This window comes from Providencia sp. PROV119 (assembly GCF_028482435.1).
GTDB classification, from domain to species: Bacteria; Pseudomonadota; Gammaproteobacteria; order Enterobacterales; family Enterobacteriaceae; genus Providencia; species Providencia stuartii.
Window position 1 is genome coordinate 19,989 of sequence record NZ_JAMPQL010000003.1, and the last position, 18,053, is coordinate 38,041.

At 40.9% G+C, this 18,053-nt stretch carries 14 protein-coding genes and 1 pseudogene; 8 read left to right on the forward strand and 7 right to left on the reverse strand.

Annotation, left to right across the window (positions count from 1 at the left end; all coding sequences use genetic code 11):
- Window positions 1-91 precede the first annotated feature (91 nt).
- The gene (locus tag PSF11_RS04745; protein ID WP_225829659.1) at window positions 92-589 is read left to right on the forward strand and encodes a hypothetical protein; all 498 of its coding nucleotides are present in this window, start codon (window positions 92-94) and stop codon (window positions 587-589) included.
- A gap of 577 nt (window positions 590-1,166) precedes the next feature.
- Here PSF11_RS04745 and PSF11_RS04750 read toward each other — a convergent pair.
- Window positions 1,167-1,691, reverse strand: a complete 525-nt coding sequence (locus tag PSF11_RS04750; RefSeq protein WP_072502376.1) for a pentapeptide repeat-containing protein — start codon at window positions 1,689-1,691, stop codon at window positions 1,167-1,169.
- A gap of 90 nt (window positions 1,692-1,781) precedes the next feature.
- On the opposite strand from PSF11_RS04750, the gene PSF11_RS21270 reads away from it, so the two are divergent.
- The gene (locus PSF11_RS21270) at window positions 1,782-1,955 is read left to right on the forward strand and encodes a hypothetical protein (protein WP_350573286.1); all 174 of its coding nucleotides are present in this window, start codon (window positions 1,782-1,784) and stop codon (window positions 1,953-1,955) included.
- 324 nt (window positions 1,956-2,279) lie between these two features.
- Here the strand turns inward: PSF11_RS21270 and PSF11_RS04755 are convergent, their stop codons facing one another.
- Window positions 2,280-2,942, reverse strand: coding sequence for a GntR family transcriptional regulator (locus tag PSF11_RS04755; protein ID WP_004920968.1), 663 nt, complete (start codon window positions 2,940-2,942; stop codon window positions 2,280-2,282).
- Between the two features lie 386 nt (window positions 2,943-3,328).
- Between PSF11_RS04755 and PSF11_RS04760 the strand changes: the two genes are divergently transcribed.
- The 5 genes from PSF11_RS04760 to PSF11_RS04780 are packed head-to-tail and all read left to right on the forward strand — an operon-like array spanning window position 3,329 to window position 9,508.
- Window positions 3,329-4,567 (forward strand): NRAMP family divalent metal transporter, encoded by a 1,239-nt coding sequence (locus PSF11_RS04760; protein ID WP_014656216.1) that lies wholly within the window; start codon window positions 3,329-3,331, stop codon window positions 4,565-4,567.
- Between the two features lie 15 nt (window positions 4,568-4,582).
- A complete protein-coding gene (locus PSF11_RS04765) occupies window positions 4,583-5,356 on the forward strand; it encodes a LamB/YcsF family protein (protein ID WP_060561101.1) in 774 nt (257 codons plus the stop codon).
- Window positions 5,353-6,159, forward strand: a complete 807-nt coding sequence (locus tag PSF11_RS04770) for a putative hydro-lyase (RefSeq protein WP_072502375.1) — start codon at window positions 5,353-5,355, stop codon at window positions 6,157-6,159. The genes PSF11_RS04765 and PSF11_RS04770 overlap by 4 nt, the downstream gene beginning before the upstream one ends.
- Before the next feature lie 9 nt (window positions 6,160-6,168).
- Entirely contained in the window at window positions 6,169-7,776 is a 1,608-nt protein-coding gene (locus PSF11_RS04775; RefSeq protein ID WP_072502374.1) for a 5-oxoprolinase/urea amidolyase family protein, read from the forward strand.
- Window positions 7,769-9,508 (forward strand): acetyl/propionyl/methylcrotonyl-CoA carboxylase subunit alpha, encoded by a 1,740-nt coding sequence (locus tag PSF11_RS04780; protein WP_004920957.1) that lies wholly within the window; start codon window positions 7,769-7,771, stop codon window positions 9,506-9,508. Before PSF11_RS04775 ends, PSF11_RS04780 begins: the two co-directional genes overlap by 8 nt.
- 44 nt (window positions 9,509-9,552) lie before the next feature.
- Here PSF11_RS04780 and PSF11_RS04785 read toward each other — a convergent pair whose 3' ends face one another.
- Together PSF11_RS04785 and fumC are read right to left on the reverse strand one after the other, a co-directional pair.
- Window positions 9,553-9,822 carry a hypothetical protein gene (locus PSF11_RS04785; protein WP_014656212.1) on the reverse strand — a complete coding sequence of 90 codons (270 nt, stop codon included), beginning with the start codon at window positions 9,820-9,822 and terminating at the stop codon, window positions 9,553-9,555.
- A 666-nt stretch (window positions 9,823-10,488) separates the two neighbouring features.
- Window positions 10,489-11,940 (reverse strand): class II fumarate hydratase, encoded by a 1,452-nt coding sequence (gene fumC, locus PSF11_RS04790; RefSeq protein ID WP_004920952.1) that lies wholly within the window; start codon window positions 11,938-11,940, stop codon window positions 10,489-10,491.
- 694 nt (window positions 11,941-12,634) lie between these two features.
- Here fumC and PSF11_RS04795 point away from each other — a divergent pair.
- On the forward strand, window positions 12,635-13,177 hold the full coding sequence (locus PSF11_RS04795; RefSeq protein WP_004920950.1) for a DUF924 family protein: 543 nt from the start codon (window positions 12,635-12,637) through the stop codon (window positions 13,175-13,177).
- A 773-nt stretch (window positions 13,178-13,950) separates the two neighbouring features.
- Here the strand turns inward: PSF11_RS04795 and PSF11_RS04800 are convergent.
- From PSF11_RS04800 to PSF11_RS04810, 3 genes and pseudogenes are all read right to left on the reverse strand, one after another.
- Window positions 13,951-14,727, reverse strand: coding sequence for a dimethyl sulfoxide reductase anchor subunit family protein (locus tag PSF11_RS04800; protein ID WP_072502373.1), 777 nt, complete (start codon window positions 14,725-14,727; stop codon window positions 13,951-13,953).
- 1 nt (window position 14,728) lies between these two features.
- Window positions 14,729-15,346 carry a DMSO/selenate family reductase complex B subunit gene (locus PSF11_RS04805; RefSeq protein ID WP_014656207.1) on the reverse strand — a complete coding sequence of 206 codons (618 nt, stop codon included), beginning with the start codon at window positions 15,344-15,346 and terminating at the stop codon, window positions 14,729-14,731.
- Window positions 15,347-15,357: 11 nt separating this feature from the next.
- A pseudogene (locus PSF11_RS04810) lies at window positions 15,358-17,787 on the reverse strand (DMSO/selenate family reductase complex A subunit).
- Window positions 17,788-18,053: the final 266 nt, after the last annotated feature.

The following is an 18,053-nucleotide window of genomic DNA, read 5'->3' on the forward strand; positions in this document are numbered from 1 at the left end:
ATGGTACTCTTATCGGTATATGAGACGGGCTATTAATAAAATGAATTATAAATTGTCAATTTTATTTTTATTCAGCAGTATGACATTTGCAATGGATAACAATATCTTAAGTGCTGGCTTCTTATCCTATTTTCCTAATGAAATCATACTGTATTCAACTGAAAGTAATTTAAACAACAAAACGGTCACGGTTTGTATAAATAATGAACGCAATAATAAAGTCAAGTGTTACCATATGAATGGGCGTGACTTTCAAAAGACTGAAAAAGGTAATGATGGATATAACTCGATAAATAGCGATTTATTACTTAAATATAGTTACAAAAAAGAATTGCATGATAACAATAATGGTCTGTTTTTTGCTTTTATTTATGACGAAAACAATAAGATGAATATTCATTTTACAGCCCAAGATGCATCAAATTTCACTGTAAGTTACAGTCATCACACTTTAAATCTTGCGACTTGTTTAAGTACTGAAGGGCTTTATTTTTATGATAAAATAAACTTTAAAGCTCTTAAACTATATTACTCTCTCGGTTATGGCGTTGAAAGTAACTGTCCTGAATACTTATATTCAGAACAATAAAATAAGACGCTGAATATCCAAATTTTACTTCGTCCTAGTAAGGTATCTATACGAGCAAAAAGTAAAAGCAGCAAGCGATATCTCATTAGCGTTATAGATAAAAATTAATTTATCTTCTTTTATGCTGCCTGATGTAGCTAAAATTATGTAAAAGAGGAAATACAGATTAAAAGTCAATTTAACTCATTATTTTAGGTGCATGAGATGGTGAGCCCTCTAATAACCTGTGATTCTATTTTTTAAGTACTATTCGATTGTTAATCATACAAAGTTTGTAGGGATAATATACTTTATTTAACGGATTATTAGATCAATTTAATAACTAAAAAGAACTTGAAATATAATAATATCATTGGATATGCATACAATTTATTTTGTGTGACTATATATTGAATGCTTAACTTAATTTCAAAATATGACATGTAAAAGATTGAGTTTAATATTATAGGTAAGCTCACCCATCTGATCTCATTCGTGCGAATGTAAGAATACATGAAATCAGGATCAGTATGATGCTTACACCATACTGATAAATCATGATTTGCAACCAAATGATGATTTTTTTCTTTATAAATCGTTAACCTCCGCTTGGCTCCTCGCCTTCAGTGTCTTGCCAATCTATTTGTTTTTTTTGCTGTATTGAAAGAGGAAGAGCTTCTCCAGCTGTTTTAGTCAGCTTTGCTCCTTGCATATTAGCTAAGGTAAATATGCAATTATTAAATTCAGCTAGCCTTAAGTCGGAACCGGATAAGTTACACTCTGTAAAATTTGTATTTTCATAAATAGACGCACGAAGATCCGCACCTGCTAGATTAGCGCGTGTAAAATCGACGCTTATAAAATCATTCCAACACATATTTGACTCAGCTAAGTCAGTGTCTGTGAAGTCACAGCCGACTATTTCTGAACGAGAAAAAAATGTCCTTCTCATGTCTAAGGCGCTTAGGTCTAAGTCTGCTATGCCCATTCGAAAAATACTGAATCCACATGGATCAGGATCATCAAACTTGGGCATAGCCTCAGGAAGTCGTGGAGATTGATCATCATAAATTAAGCCTAATTCCCGCAAGGTATTTATAGTTTCATCGAATGTTTTCTTCATGTAATTTTTCCTTGAAAACAAAGTTAAACAAATAAGATTAGAAAGAGCGTAGTCTCAAGCACAATTCGTTCAACTAACATCACTAGAACTATTCAGCGAATTGAAAATAATAAAGTCCCAAATATAGAGACAATTAGTGCATTGTCTTCTGTTTTTAATGTCAGTGTATCTGAACTTGCTTCTACGTCGCTAGCAAAAAGTATAGAGCTAGATAACCGAATAGCAGAAATTAGAAAACGGGTAAAGATGAAACTAAGTTACTAAAAAATATAATAGTCGCCGTCATAGTATACTCAACAATATATCATTGTAATTACCCTATTTATGTTATTACTATCTAGGGAAGTCTTCTGCTCGTAAAATCACTCAAGCTATTCCTTTTAGATAAGTTTTTCTTTAAATCGCAAAAAATAGATTAATGCCTCTTGCCAGAAAGAATTAGCACTGAGTTATTGAAATCTTGCTCCTATTTACCAATATAGTTGATAACAGAAAAGCAGGGGATCCTATTTGCGTAAACAGGCTCTGAATTCCTCAGGATTGACCAGTACTAGATTGATGGCTTTCACACTTTATTAATAAAGAGAATTAATAGCCGGCTTGTTTTCGTTTAAAGGCGGCGAGCAAGGTTCGCTCTGATAAATCTAAATAACGGCTCAATGTATCAGCCGCTTCAAGGTTACGCCCGGCGTCTAATAACTCTAATATCGATTGGTTTTTATCGATATAAGGGGCATATAGAATCTTAGGATCATTAAGATGACCAAAAGCTAGCCGTAACTCAGCGGCGATATTACGGTAAAGCTTAATTAGCCTTTCGCTATCAGACAACTCAACAATGGCAGTGTGAAATTTCATATTGGCTGTTCCCACACCAATCCAATTTTCCATCTTTTCTTGTTCGCGAGCTTCGTTGACGGCTTGCTTCATTTTCTGTACGGCAGGATGCATGGCATAGGCTTGCTTCAATGCATCACATTCAATTAATCGGCGTACTTGGTAAATGTCGATGATAGCAGCCATATCGGGTACTGAAACAAATACGCCCTTATTTGGTGCATAAGTAAGTAACCCTTCTTGTGTCAAAACACGAAATACTTCGCGCAGAGTATTACGAGAAATATCTAACTCTTCACTAAGAGCGGCTTCCGACAAACGTTGGCCTGGCGTAAGTTCCCCAACCGTGATTTTGTAGCGGATCGTTTCGGCGATAGTAACAGCTAAGGTCTGAACAACAGGTTGTTTAGTCATATCAATAGGTTTTAGGTATGAGCCAATGAGGAACAGTGTAAGAGTTTATCTTCACATATTCCCTAGTCGGCTTCAAGGCTCCTTTTGGTGCATGCTCAGCACAAATCCATCGTTTCTTGCACTCATATGGTGCATTTAGCCGTAATTAGCATTCAAAAAATGTTAATTATTTATGTGTTTTGTTAAAAAAGTGATCGGTCTTTGATTTTTAAATCGCAAACCACGATTTTGATTGCTTGTTAATTCGCCATTCACTATTAATTGTTCAACAATATATTAAAGATAGATTAACAATAATATGTATTGGTAGAACAATGGCATGATTATTGCCTTTATAACTAACACAACATCGATAACGACAAAAACAATCCGAAAGGAGTATGCACATGGCAGCTCAAGAAAGTACCAGCACAGCAGAGTTCATAAAAAATAGGCGTACCTCATTGATTGGGGCAATATTTTTAATGGCGACATCTGCAATAGGGCCAGGTTTTATTACTCAAACAGCAACCTTTACTGTTACCTTAGGAGCCGCGTTTGCTTTTGGGATCTTGGCATCCATTATTATTGACTTTGTGGTGCAGCAGAATATTTGGCGAGTGGTTACTCTAACCAAAATGCATTCATCGGATATCGCTAATGCCACCATCCCCGGAAGTGGCTATCTGCTTGCAGTATTGGTGATTTTTGGTGGTTTGATTTTTAATATCGGTAATATCGCAGGGGCTGGATTAGGGTTAAATGCCCTTGTCGGGTTAGATCCCAAATGGGGCGGGCTGCTCAGTGCCCTGTTAGCGATATATATCTTCTCTTCCCGTAAAGCGAGTACCTTCATTGACCGCGTGATCATTTTGTTAGGCCTAGTCATGATCGGTTTAACGCTGTTTGTGGCCTTTGCTTCCAATCCACCCGTTGGTGAAGCATTACGCCAAAGCGTGCTACCAGATACTGTTGATTTTGCGATGATTACTACCATTGTTGGCGGTACGGTAGGGGGCTATATCTGCTATGCCGGCGCCCATCGTTTACTAGATAAAGGGGCTGTTGGAGTTGAAAACATCCATGTTGTTTCAAGCGCTGCAACTAAAGGGATCTTAGTTGTCGGATTAATGCGCTATATTTTATTTCTTGCCATTCTTGGTGTGGTGGCAAGTGGTGTGACAATTGATATATCAGGCCAAGCGGCTAACCCTGCCTCTCAAGCTTTCCAAGCGGCAGCTGGGAATTTTGGCTTACGCATTTTCGGGTTGATTTTATGGGCGGCTGCATTAACGAGTGTTATCGGTGCTGCTTATACCTCCATGAGTTTCATTACCGCGTTTAAAAAATCCATCACAGAAAGGCAACGTAATATTGCCACCATCTTATTTATCGCAATATCGCTGGCGGTCTACTTAATGATGGGAACCGCACCTGCCGCATTATTAGTTTTTGCTGGTGGGTTTAATGGTCTGATCTTACCGATTGGTTTAACCATCTTTGTTTATATCGGGTGGAAACGTGCCGATTTGATGTCCGGCTATCACTATCCACGTTGGTTGTTATGGTCCGGTATCATTGTCTGTGCATTAACATGGTATATGGGGGCTATGTCGGTTGAAGCAATTTTTAACTACTTGAAATAGAGGTCAAATAGAACAATGAAAAAAATCATCGATTTAAACAGTGATCTCGGGGAAAGCTTTGGTCAATGGAAAATGGGCAATGATACAGCCATGCTGAAAATTGTCAGTAGTGCAAATATCGCCTGTGGTTTTCATGCAGGCTCGCCAGAAGGTATTTTGCGAACATTAAAAGCGGCGAAATTGAACCATGTTACGGTAGGGGCACATGTAGGCTATCCAGACTTAGTGGGCTTTGGGCGGCGCAATATGGATATCGCCTCGGATGAACTGAGCGCTGATGTTATTTATCAAATAGGTGCACTTAAAGGGCTTGCAACTGCGGTTGGTTGCCAAGTCAGCTATGTTAAGCCTCATGGGGCACTGTATAACACCATCGCCCATGATAAGCGTCAAGCAATGGCTGTTATTGATGCGATATGCGCTATCGATTCACAGTTAGTTTTGGTTGCACTTGCAGGCTCGCCACTGATTGGATGGGCCAAAGAGCGAGGGCTAACCGTTATTGCAGAAGCATTTGCGGATAGGGCTTATCACTCTAATGGTGCTTTGGTTTCCCGTCGGGAAGCCGGTTCGGTATTACATGATCCTGAGCAAGTTGCACAGCGCATGCTGCAATTAGTGAATGAAGGGGGAGTAATATCAATTGAAGGGGATTTTACGCCGATCGAAGCGGGCTCTATTTGTGTTCATGGTGATAGCCCTGGGGCATTAGCGATGGCGCAAAATGTGCGTGAGTTATTACAACAGCATGGTGTTGAAATCAGAGCTTTTTCGGGAGGGGCCCTATGACAAGTTTATTTAAGGCGTCAGAAAAAGCGATTATGGCAGCAAGAGCCGCAAGAGAAGCTATTCGACAAGGTTTTGATAAACCGACGGCGGGCTTGGCTGCTGGATTGACTCAAGCCAATATGATTGCGTTGCCTCGTGATTGGGCCTTTGATTTTTTATTGTATGCACAACGCAATCCGAAAAGCTGCCCTGTACTGGATGTATGCGAAGCGGGGAGTTGGCAAACCATTTTGGCTGAAGGGGCCGATTTGCGAACGGATATCCCTCGTTATCGCGTTTGGCAACAGGGGAAGCTGGTGGATGAGATCACGGATGCCAGCAAGATTTATCATCAACACACTGACTTAGTGACTTTTTTAATCGGTTGCAGCTTTACTTTTGAAACATCATTGATAGAAGCGGGTATTGATGTACGGCATATCACGGATAAAACCAATGTGCCAATGTATAAAACCAATCGGTTATGCCGTCCAGCGGGGCGATTACATGGAGAGCTCGTGGTTTCAATGCGGCCTATCGCTGCGGATCGTGTAGCGGATGCGGTCAGTATTACAGGGCGTTTTCCATCGGTTCATGGAACCCCTGTTCATATTGGCGTCCCTGAACAATTAGGGATTGTCGATATTATGCAACCTGATTTTGGCGATCCAGTTCGCATTGAAGAGGGAGAAATACCTGTGTTTTGGGCTTGCGGTGTAACGCCACAAGCAGCCGTGATGAAATCAGGCGTCCCATTTGCCTTAAGCCATGCGCCGGGGCATATGTTTATAACGGATATTCCTGATGTAGCCTATCATGTATAAGGGGGTTTAATGCGATTTTTACCTGTCAATTTAAGCACTTTTATGATTGAGCTACAAAGTCTTGAAGAGACAATGGCTCTGACGGATGTGCTGCGTAACATGTCACGTCAGCTTGCGATTGAAGAAATTACACCAGCAGCAAGAACCGTTTTAGTTCGCTTTAATCCTGTTATTACGAATGCCAATATCATCATTGATGAAATTGAAAGGTTAGATATTTCGAAGGCGGATCTTAAATTAGGCCAGTTGGTGACTATCCCTGTTCACTATAACGGTGAAGATCTTGCTGATGTTGCTGAACACCTAGGGGTGTCAATTGATGAAGTAATAAGAAGACACACTAACAATGAATACCAAGTGGCTTTTTGTGGCTTTGCTCCAGGGTTTGCTTATATGGTTGCAAAAAATGCCCAATTAAATGTACCACGTCGGCCATCACCACGGATCCGAATTCCGGCTGGCTCTGTTGCTTTAGCTGGCGAGTTCAGTAGCGTCTATCCTCAAGCAAGTCCAGGGGGATGGCAATTAATTGGCGTTACACCAACGGCTGTATGGGATTTACATCGCACAGAGCCTGCACTGTTAAAACCGGGGTATCGTGTCAATTTTGTTGATGCTGCGAAAACGGGGATCACCTATAGCCTACCTCAGCCAACAGTTGAGCATCATAAGGATAGCCAACGTAGTGATATCACTGTCCTTGCCACAGGATTACAAACGTTATTACAGGATATTGGGCGAATAGGGCAGGCTGCATTGGGAATTTCTGAATCCGGAGCTATGGATAAAGGCGCGCTACGAAGCGCAAATCGGTTGGTAGGAAATGCAATCCATGAAGCAGTGCTGGAAATTACCCAAGGGGGTTTTAAAGCACAGGCAAATAAACCGTTATTGGTAGCAGTCACAGGGGCATGTTGTGATATCGAAATTACGACAGCCGAAGGTGTTACCTATTGCGCACAGCAATATCAAGCGATTCATTTAGCCTCGGGGGATATTATTCGCTTAGGAACGGCAACAAAAGGCGTGCGTAGCTATTTTGCGATACGCGGTGGCATCCAAAGTACGCCTGTTCTTGGTAGCTGTTCTTTTGACACATTAGCACAGGTAGGGCCTGCACCATTAACGGTAGGGCTGACATTAGCGGTTAAATCACTTAAACAACCAACGGCTATTTCACTTGATGAACAACCTGCATTTAACTACCCAAGTACGAGTGATGTGGTGGTGCTAGATATCATTTTAGGGCCTCGAACTGATTGGTTTACTCCACAGGCGGTACAACGGTTAACGTCACAATTATGGCAGGTTACGGCAGCATCCAATCGTATCGGGTTACGCTTGGCGGGCGATGCGGCTATTGAGCGTGCAATACATCAAGAGTTACCCAGTGAGGGGACGTGTATTGGGGCAATTCAAATCCCTGCGAATGGACAACCGGTCTTATTTTTGAATGACCATCCGTTAACTGGTGGTTATCCGGTTATTGGTGCGGTATGTGAATATCACTTGGATTTAGCGGGGCAGCTACCCGTTAATGCCCAAATACAATTTAACCCAATCGGGGTATTTAAAGAATATGAAGGGAGTCGGGATACTTATGCCTACAATGAATAATCAAACTAAACATAAAGTATTGATCGCAAACCGTGGCGAAATAGCAGTTCGCATTATTCGTGCGTGTCGGGATATTGGCTTCGATTCAGTCGCGGTTTACGCGGATCCCGATATTAACGCATTGCATGTTCAGATGGCGGATGAAGCATATGGATTATCGGGAAGTACACCCGCCGAAAGCTATCTGGATATGGATAAATTACTTGAGGTAGCGAAAAAATCAGGGGCAACCATGGTTCACCCTGGTTATGGTTTTCTATCAGAACGTGCAGAGTTTGCTCGTGCGGTACAAGGGTTGGGCTTGATTTGGGTTGGCCCAGAACCTGAAACCATTGACATATTGGGTGATAAAGTCAAAGCTCGTCAAATTGCGATGCAGGTCGGCGCACCTTTAGTGGCAGGAACCAAAGAGCCTGTCAAAGAGGCCAAAGAAGTCGTTGAATTTGCCCATACCAATGGTTTACCGATTGCGATTAAAGCCGCCTATGGCGGTGGCGGTCGAGGCTTAAAGGTAGCATGGCACATGGAAGAGGTAGAGGAGCTATATCACTCTGCGGTGCGAGAGGCGACAGCGGCTTTTGGACGAGGCGAGTGTTTCCTAGAGCAGTTTTTACATAATCCTCGGCATATTGAAGCGCAAGTTATTGCGGATAAATTTGGCAACGTGGTTGTCGTGGGAACGCGTGATTGTTCTTTACAACGACGAAATCAAAAATTAGTGGAGGAGTCACCAGCGCCATTTTTATCAGAACAATTACAACAACAAGTGATTAAAGCGTCTGTCGATATTTGTAGTCACGCCAATTATGTGGGGGCGGGAACCGTCGAATTTTTGTTAAGCCAAGATGGCAAATTGTCATTTCTTGAGGTGAATACGCGTTTACAAGTTGAACACCCTATTACCGAAGAGACCGCAGGGATTGACTTAGTCATTGAGCAATTACGGATAGCACAAGGTTTACCATTAAGTATCCGCGAAACCCCTAAACCACGAGGGCATGCTTTTGAGTTTCGTATTAACGCAGAAGATGCCGGAAATGGTTTTTTACCCACACCGGGGGTTATCCTTAAATTTGATCCCCCATCCGGCCCGGGTATCCGTTTAGACAGTGGTGTTGTGGCAGGGGCGACTATCCCAAGTACGTTTGATTCTTTAATGGCAAAACTGATTGTCATTGGCAATACACGCGAACAAGCTATCCAGCGCGCTCGCCGTGCTTTAGGCGAATTTTCGATTGAAGGCGTGGCATCCGTACTGCCTTTCCATCGCGCGGTGATGGAGCATGCTGACTTTTGTGAAAGGTTTAATGTGCATACTCGCTGGATTGAAACTGAATTTTCTGTTGAGATTGCACCAGCAAAACGGCAATTACCACAAAATAACCCACAAATAACGCGTACCTTTATTGAAATCGATGGGAAGCGCTGTGAGCTTGGTTTACCGACACAATGGTTAGCTGGGTTAGCGATGCCATCGACAGAGCAGGCTTCAATAACGAATCATCAAGCGGTCGCACAAGATCAGCAAGTGAATGCCCCTATTTCAGGCGTACTGTTTAGTTGGTTAGTTGAAGAAGGCGACACGGTTGCTCAAGGAGAGGTTATTGGTGTCATGGAAGCGATGAAAATGGAAGTACAGGTGATCGCTCACCGTGCCGGTACGCTGAAATATATTGTCAATAAGGGTGATTATATTGATGCAGATAGCGTAATTGCAGAAATAAATGACTAGTTCACTCTGGAGCAAGTGTTTACTTGCTCCCGTTTAAATAACCATTATCGCGAAATACGTTCAGGGAGTGCACGCAATGGTGGGTTAGGGGCGGGCACACTGTGCTTATCGTCTTTTTTGATTTCTTCGCTATCGCGATAGACTTCACCACACATAAAATAGAGGTTAGGGCGCTTTGATTCGAGATAAGATTTACGGGTGATACACTGATCTTGTGTAAAAATGGTCTCAGTCACAGGCAATGCATCACAGGCATCTGTGCCACAAGGACTTACCCATAATGCCCAGCCAATGAGTACCATATGTCCTGCCATTTCGAGCCGCTCCTCCAACGAGTATTGGGTTAATACCATGCCACAGTGTGGTGGCTGAATTGACTGTTGATGATCTAAATAATGCAATGACAATTGTTAACCCGATAAATGTTGATATAAACGAGCATTAATTGGGTTTACGCGGATCTTACCATTGCATTTATCAAATGTATGTAATTGCGTGAAAAATCATTTTAAATTGGCATTAAATAGCAAATCAATAAAATTATTGGAATGGCAACCGTAAAAAGGGTTAAATCGAACGTATTTTATTTTTAACAATTTGGTTCTACAGCGAATTAGCTAACGTGTATAGGTGTATCGGCCGCGACAGCATAGTGAATAAAATGCTTGATCAAACTATCATAATACATATTGCTTCTATTATAGAACAGTGGTGTACATTGACTAGACGTCAGCGAAGGGCGAATAGTGTAAAGGGCGGATTATTCCAAAATTACGCCACACAGTTGTATTTTTTTGTGGGTGAACTCAGCGAAAATAATAGGTTTAAGCCAAAATCCGGTTAAGTTAAATTTTAATGTCACTAGGTGGTAATATATCACTTATGCTATTCCCCCTGAAATATATAATAATGTTATTTCAAGGGGGTATCTTGTTTTGCTTACTGTGGTATTGCTATTTTAATCATCATAAAAAGATGGGTTAAGCACCCGATAAACCATTGCCAGTCATATCGATTGGATTCACATATTTATTAAAGTCTTCTTCACTTATTTTTCCTGAAGCGATAGCGGATTCTTTTAAAGTGATATTTTTGGCTATGGCATTTTCTGCAATATGCGCCGCATTTTGATAACCAATAATAGGTGACAAAGCGGTAACTAACATCACACTGTTATCGACATACTCAGTGATTTTAGCGGTATTTAATTGCGTACCTTCAACAGAAAACTCTCTAAATTTATGGCAACCATCAGCTAAAATACGAATTGAATGTAGCAAGTTATTGATAATAACAGGGCGCATCGCATTTAATTCAAAGTTACCTTGGCTGCCTGACATGGCGATTGCAGTATCATTGCCCATCACTTGAATACCTATCATCACAATTGCTTCGCATTGAGTTGGGTTAACCTTACCTGGCATGATTGAAGAGCCTGGTTCATTAGAAGGTAAAATTAACTCACTAAAGCCACAGCGAGGACCCGAAGCTAACCAGCGCATGTCGTTGGCGATCTTAATGAGTGCGACAGCTAATCCACGAATAGATGCGTGTGTGCGGACTAACGCATCCAGAGAGCCTTGCGCAGTAAATTTATTGGGTGCAGTAATAAAGGGTTTTTGAGTCAACTCAGCTATTTTATCGGCAACATCTTTTGAAAAACCGGCTGGTGCATTGAGACCTGTACCAACAGCGGTGCCGCCAACCGCGAGCTTATAAAGATCTAATTTACTACGTTTAATATCTTCGAGAGCATCTCTGAGTTGACCTGCCCAACCATACCACTCTTGACCAACAGTTAAAGGCACGGCATCTTCCAGATGAGTACGGCCAATTTTCACTACATTCATCCAAGTGCTGGCTTTTTTCTCAATAACATCAATTAAACTTTCAATACTTGGGATTAATTGCTCATCAAGTGCAAAAATGGCAGCAATATGCATCGCGGTTGGGAAGGTATCATTAGATGACTGCCCCATATTGACATCATCATTTGGCCCTATGGGCGATTGACTTCCTAACGTTCCACCAAGCAATTGAATTGCACGATTGGAAATAACTTCATTCACATTCATATTCGATTGTGTGCCAGAGCCAGTCTGCCAAACATAAAGAGGATAATGCTCATCCAATTGACCATTAATAGTTTCATCCGCAGCGATAACAATCGCCTCTTTTTTCCACTCAGGAAGTCGGTTAGCAGCACAGTTAACTAACGCACAAGCTTTTTTGATATAACCATAAGCGTGATACACTTCTTTTGGCATTAAATCGTTGCCAATATTAAAATGCTGTAATGAACGCTGAGTTTGTGCTCCCCAATAACGGTCGGCAGGAACATTTATTTTCCCCATACTATCGAATTCTTCACGAAAACCTGTCTCATTAATACCGATTGGTAATGTCTTATTTAGACTGTATTTATTTTCCATTATAAATTCCTAAATGATGAGAGGATGTATATCTAGGGAATATTATTTAGGATATATATTTTTTGTTCAAATCATTTATAAAAAATAAATAAAAAATCAATTAATGATGATTTGATTTCGATTTCACTTGTAAATTAACAGAAATTAACTGTGAAAAAATTCTATGCAACAAAAATAAATATTAAAAAGAAAAATAAATAGAGGGAAAAGGAGAAATAAATTTATTTAATATTAAGTCAAATAGTTTAAATGGCAAAAGTAGACTTACTTATGTTCTTCTCAAAACATTGTCTAGATAACCCATATTGGTTGTATTAATAGTGAGAATCGTATCAGTGAAGTAAAAAATCATTGAGCGTGTAACAATGCCGTGATGAATACGTTATTCATAAGGGGGATAAACGGTGTCTAGTAACATTCCTTTAGTCTCAAGATTATTGGATTATTAATAATACCTATCAGAATAAGTTAGCACATGGGATCTGATTATTTTTTATCAGCTTTTTAATGGACTATCTATCTTTGATGATTAATTTATATGCACTATTACTCGCTGATTTTGGAAGCGCTTCGCAAAAATACAAAATATTTATCTGAAGATTGCAGTTTTAAGAAGTAGCTCATAACAATACTATAAGGTTTTATTTACGATAAAAAATAACTTATCACTAACAAATTTAGGCTTATAACGATTATGAATACCATGGAAAACGTTTTAACATTTTGGTTTGAGGAGTCAACCTCAAAACAGTGGTTTGAAAAAAATGAAAAGTTTGATGCTCTTATTATGCAGCGTTTCGGCGGAACACTAGAGCGTGCAGCAAAAGGAGAGTTAGCTTATTGGCGTATTTCTATTCGTGGGCGCTTAGCTGAGATTATCGTTTTAGATCAGTTCTCTCGCAATGTGTGGCGTGATACACCGAAAGCTTTTGCCCAAGACCAAATGGCACTGGTATTGGCTCAAGAAGCGATAAAACAAGCAGATTATAATTTGCTGCCACTATCTCAACGCAAATTTATTTTAATGCCGTTTATGCACTCTGAATCAAGCTTTATTCATCAGCAAGCGGTTGAGCTATTTCGTGGCTTAGGGGATGACAATACGCTAAATTATGAAATGCAACATAAGGCGATTATTGATCGTTTTGGTCGTTATCCACATCGAAACCAGATATTGGGGCGTCCTTCTACTAAAGAGGAAATTGCCTTTTTACAGCAACCAAATTCCGCTTTTTAGATAGTTTCTAAACGCTGGGGTGGCTAGGTTTGCCGTGAATGGAAACACTGCAAACCCCTGTTGACAAAATGAAGAAGATTTAGTGGTATCACTTATTGATTATTGTGAGAAAAAAGGCGAATGTATTGCTGCATTCTTTCGCTTTATTAAAAGATTTATTACTAAGGTTATTTTAAACAGGTGAAAAGGACCTCTCTAATGCCTTCTAATAACCATAATGCGTTGATATCATGTCTATCACTTTGTTTTGGTATAATTTGTTATTATCTTCAAGCTGTACAGCAGCTATTTTTTCCTTTTTATAGAGAAGGGGCAAATACTTATCTGCTATTGCTAGCGTACTACAAATCAATGAGTTTATATTTACTCGGTTATTGGCTCTTTCTAATACCTGTATTTTACTTTTATCTCAAAAAAAGTTTGAATCATTTTCACCGCTACTTATTGTACTTTTTGATCCCAGGCCTTTTTTCTATACTCCTTTGGTTCATAGAACTTCTACCACGCAGCCATCAAATAGAGGGTCTAATAATTGAAATTATAGTAGCGGATATCCTCTTCGCTTATATTATAGGGGGGACTTTTATTATCGCGCTAGTTGCGGTAATGTGTGATTTTTTAATGCAGAAAATTGCCTTAAAATGGAATACTGTATTGAGAAGGTCGCAGTGATGCTGGTGGCTTTAATTATTACTTTTGTGTTTATACGCTATTAAAAAAAGAGCCTACATTCGCAGGCTCTTAACGTGATTATTAAATTGATACTCGTGGAACTACATGGTGATTTGCCATAAGTTATAAAAGGCAATACGTCCTGCAAGTTCAGCCAGTAAAACAGCACCCGCACATGTCGCTAATGTCGCTTTTGGTGCACGTTGTTTTAATGCCATACCGATAAATCCTGCCAAAGCAATAACTAAGACAACGACTTGGAAACCCCAGAGGCCAGTTTGCTCAGCGCTCAATGCTGGACCGGTTTCGGATAAGAACGCTTGATACCCCGCACGGCTAGCGAAAATAACCAACGCACCGATAAGGAAAGAGGCGATCCCTAATCCACGAGCGCCAATAGCTATTGCTAAAGCACCACCGCCAACTAACATGGTCATCCACATTTGCAGCGTAGTATAGCCCGTATTCCAGTTTGCGATTGAAGCAATGTTATAAACCTGTGGAATTGACCAAACAAACGCCACACCTGAAATAACCGCGGCAATATTCGCTAATTCACGTAGTAATGCTTGTTTATAAAAGAGTGTAAAAAACAAGGTTGCAGCGGCAAAAGTGACGAAGACACCACTTAAAAAGGCTTCGTTACTCATCGGTGAGCGACCAACACCTAGCAACATATTGAAAAAGCGCAGTGGTTGGCCGACATGTAGGCCACCAATACCTAACCCAATAATCATCACAACAAAGGCGAGGATATTGGCATTTTTCAGTTGCTTTTCATCAATTGAACCTATTTTTTTACTTAAATAAGCTAATAAAAATAGCCCAGCAGCAGACTGCCCCAACACGGTGAAAAAGACTAGTGGTAATTCATGCATTTTACACCTCCGCAGGGTTTTTTAGTTCACCACTTTTATCGCCAGAAGGTTTGGCATCTTTATGTGGTTTAATAACGATGTTTGGATTGGTAAGGCTAGGGTCTGGCATAGGCGCAATACCACACTCTGTACCGTGAAGCTCACGTAGGACATTGATATCATCAAAGTCCAATGCACGTTGTGGGCATGACTCAACGCAAACGGGTTTCATACCTTTAGCAACGCGCTCGTAGCAGCCATCACATTTGCTCATCAGTTTTTTCTTCTCGTCATATTGCGGCGCACCGTATGGGCAGCGTAATTCGCAGTAACGACAACCGACACAAACGGTTTGGTCAACAACGACAAGACCATCTTCGGCACGTTTGTGCATCGCCCCTGTTGGGCAACCTTCCACACAGGTTGGATTAGAGCAATGGTTACAAGAGATAGATAAATAGTAGCTATAGACATTTTGCTGCCAAATACCATCTTGTTTTTGCCAACTACCACCACCAAATTCGTATACACGGCGGAATTTAGGGCCTAAATCGAGATCTTTTTCGTCCTTACAACTGACTTGACACGTTTTACAGCCAGTACATTTTGTGGAGTCAAAATAAAAGCCATACTGTTTCATCAATTAACTCCTTAAGCGCGTTTCACTTCAACAAGATTAGTATGTTGTGGTGTTCCTTTCGCTAGTGGTGAAGGAACTTGTGAGGTGAGGGTATTGATACAGCCTCCTGTATCTAATCCTGCTTGATCCAAAGTGCGCCATGCGCCTTGTGGAACGGCAATAACCCCCGGTAATACGCGCTCAGTCACTTTAACTCTAATCTGAATGCGACCACGGTCGTTGAAAATTTCTGCAATATCACCATTGCTTAAACCACGCTCTTGCGCGTCGATTGGGTTAAGCCAGAATTGATGAGGGATCGCTTCACGTAACATTTCAACATTAAAATAGCTTGAATGGACGTGACCTTTGTCGTGGAAACCGGTCATTAACAGAGGGTAAGTCTGTTGATTACGTTGCTGCTCAACACCTTCTTTGTTTGCACAGTACTCAGGGATGGCAGGAATACGTTGGCCCTCAGGAAGCTCCCAGTTTTTAACGCGCTCTGCTAACTGCTCAGAATAGATTTCAATCTTACCTGATGGCGTTTTCAGTGGATTCGCAATCGGGTCATCACGGAAATCTTTTAGGGCAATGTGTTTTGACGTATCAGCAAATCGACGGTCAATAATGCCTGCACCATCTGTTTCACTAAATTCAGGTAGATGAGGCATAGTTTCACGGGTTTTATTGTAGCAATACTCAATCCACTCCTCATAAGTGCGACCTTCAGTAAACTGCTCTTTTACACCCATTTTTTCTGCAATTTCGGCCAATACATCATAGTTAGGGCGATTTTCCCACAATGGCTCGATAGCATTTTGTAAACGCACCAGATAATGATATGCGCCACTTGCGTAAGAGTTGTTGATCAGATCGTTGGTCTCAACAGGAGTAACATCTGGCAACAGTAAATCAGCGTATTTAGCCGATGGAGTATTATGATTATCCCAAACTAAGATAAATTCACATTTTGACTCGTCAGATAGAATTTCATGTGTTTTATTCAAGTCAGCGTGCTGGTTACCAATAACATTACTGGAGTAACACCACATGAACTTAATATCGTTGTTTAGCTTATCTGCGCCTTTGATACCGCCATTTTCTGCGGTTAACTCTTTGCCGCGCACGATCGCTTCTGTCCACATAAAGGATGGCAGCGTTGCTTTGACAGGGTTTGGTAAACTAAATCCGGCAACAGGATAAGCAATGCTATTACCCCATAGGCCAGTGTTAGTACCTGGACGACCGATGTTGCCTGACATAATAGGTAGCATCATAATGGAGCGGCAAGCCTGTTCGCCATTCTCAGTACGCTGTAGACCCCAACCTTGTGAAATCCAAGCATGATTTGCGTTACCAATTTCACGAGCCAGTTGAATGATCCGCGAAACAGAAATACCTGTTAGCTTACTTGCCCATTCAGGTGTTTTCGCAATGCCATCAGGGCCATTTCCTAAAATATAATCTTTGTAGGAGCCATTACGTGGCGCTGAAGCAGGGAGTGTGCTCTCATCCCAACCGACACAATAGTTTTTCAAAAACGCTTCATCAGTTAGGCCTTCTTGGATCATCACATAACCCAATGCAGCAACCAGCGCGGCATCCGTACCAGGATAGATTGGGATCCATTCTGCGCCTAGCGTCGTCACGCTGTCAGTGCGACGAGGGTCAATAATGATGACTTTAGCTTTACTTTTCTCAAGTGCGTTCAATGTTTCATAAAATTGACCGCCACCAGACATACGCGTTTCGGCAAGGTTATGACCAAACATCACGACTAAGTCAGAGTTTTGGATCTCAGATAGGAGCGATTCTTCAACGCTACCGTATACATACGGTGTGATTTCCATTAATTGAGCATAGGAATAGGTGCCGTAGTCACCGAGAAAACCACCGGTTAGGCTTAATAAACGTTTACAGGCCGCACGACCATGTAAATTCGCCCCTGTCGAACCCGTACCATACTGATAATAAATGGCATCACTACCATATTTATCAATAGTGTATTTTAGTTTTTCTGCAATGATAGTAGTCGCTTCATCCCAACTGATTTTCTTGAACTTACCTTCGCCACGTTTACCAACACGTACCATTGGGTATTTCAAACGATCTGGGTTATAGGTTTTCCAACGTACAGAGCGACCACGTAAACATGGACGAATTTGGTGTTCGCCCAAAGTTGAGTCGTCGTACATGGTTTCGTTAGAAATACGGCTGATAACACCATCTTTAACATGGACTTTGAGTGGTCAACGGCTACCACAGTTAACTAAGCAAGCGCTGTAACTGATTTTCTCGTTGACTTCATCAGGCATGATCTCTGGTGTTTTTGCTTGAGCGGTAAAAGGAAGAGTGATTGAGCCTGCAACAGCAGCAGCGGTAGCAACCGTTGCAGAGGTTTGAATAAACTCCCTCCGACTCAGCTCTCCAAAATGAGTATTTTTATTTGTTTTATGCATTGACATTGCCTATATGTAAAGTTCGACATCACTTTCTTGTTTTATATGTTAAAAAAAGTCACTCATCAGCAACATGACCTACATCAACAATATCCCTGATAAATTAGAGGAAATTAATTATTATCACATTAATTTTTAAAGGATTTTTTCTATTATCTAGAGGGGATAGTCGCATTTAAATTATCTATCGTTATGTGACTATTTATATAGGGAGGTGAGAGAAATAGAGGAAAAGAGGGGTTTCCCCCTCTTAAAAACTACTACCT

Bases quoted from the DNA above. Each gene is read 5' to 3' on its own strand.
- PSF11_RS04745 (WP_225829659.1), top strand. From the start codon at position 92: ATGGATAACAATATCTTAAGTGCTGGCTTCTTATCCTATTTTCCTAAT.
- PSF11_RS04750 (WP_072502376.1), bottom strand. From the start codon at position 1,691: ATGAAGAAAACATTCGATGAAACTATAAATACCTTGCGGGAATTAGGC.
- PSF11_RS04755 (WP_004920968.1), bottom strand. From the start codon at position 2,942: ATGACTAAACAACCTGTTGTTCAGACCTTAGCTGTTACTATCGCCGAA.
- PSF11_RS04760 (WP_014656216.1), top strand. From the start codon at position 3,329: ATGGCAGCTCAAGAAAGTACCAGCACAGCAGAGTTCATAAAAAATAGG.
- PSF11_RS04765 (WP_060561101.1), top strand. From the start codon at position 4,583: ATGAAAAAAATCATCGATTTAAACAGTGATCTCGGGGAAAGCTTTGGT.
- PSF11_RS04770 (WP_072502375.1), top strand. From the start codon at position 5,353: ATGACAAGTTTATTTAAGGCGTCAGAAAAAGCGATTATGGCAGCAAGA.
- PSF11_RS04775 (WP_072502374.1), top strand. From the start codon at position 6,169: ATGCGATTTTTACCTGTCAATTTAAGCACTTTTATGATTGAGCTACAA.
- PSF11_RS04780 (WP_004920957.1), top strand. From the start codon at position 7,769: ATGAATAATCAAACTAAACATAAAGTATTGATCGCAAACCGTGGCGAA.
- PSF11_RS04785 (WP_014656212.1), bottom strand. From the start codon at position 9,822: ATGGCAGGACATATGGTACTCATTGGCTGGGCATTATGGGTAAGTCCT.
- fumC (WP_004920952.1), bottom strand. From the start codon at position 11,940: ATGGAAAATAAATACAGTCTAAATAAGACATTACCAATCGGTATTAAT.
- PSF11_RS04795 (WP_004920950.1), top strand. From the start codon at position 12,635: ATGAATACCATGGAAAACGTTTTAACATTTTGGTTTGAGGAGTCAACC.
- PSF11_RS04800 (WP_072502373.1), bottom strand. From the start codon at position 14,727: ATGCATGAATTACCACTAGTCTTTTTCACCGTGTTGGGGCAGTCTGCT.
- PSF11_RS04805 (WP_014656207.1), bottom strand. From the start codon at position 15,346: ATGAAACAGTATGGCTTTTATTTTGACTCCACAAAATGTACTGGCTGT.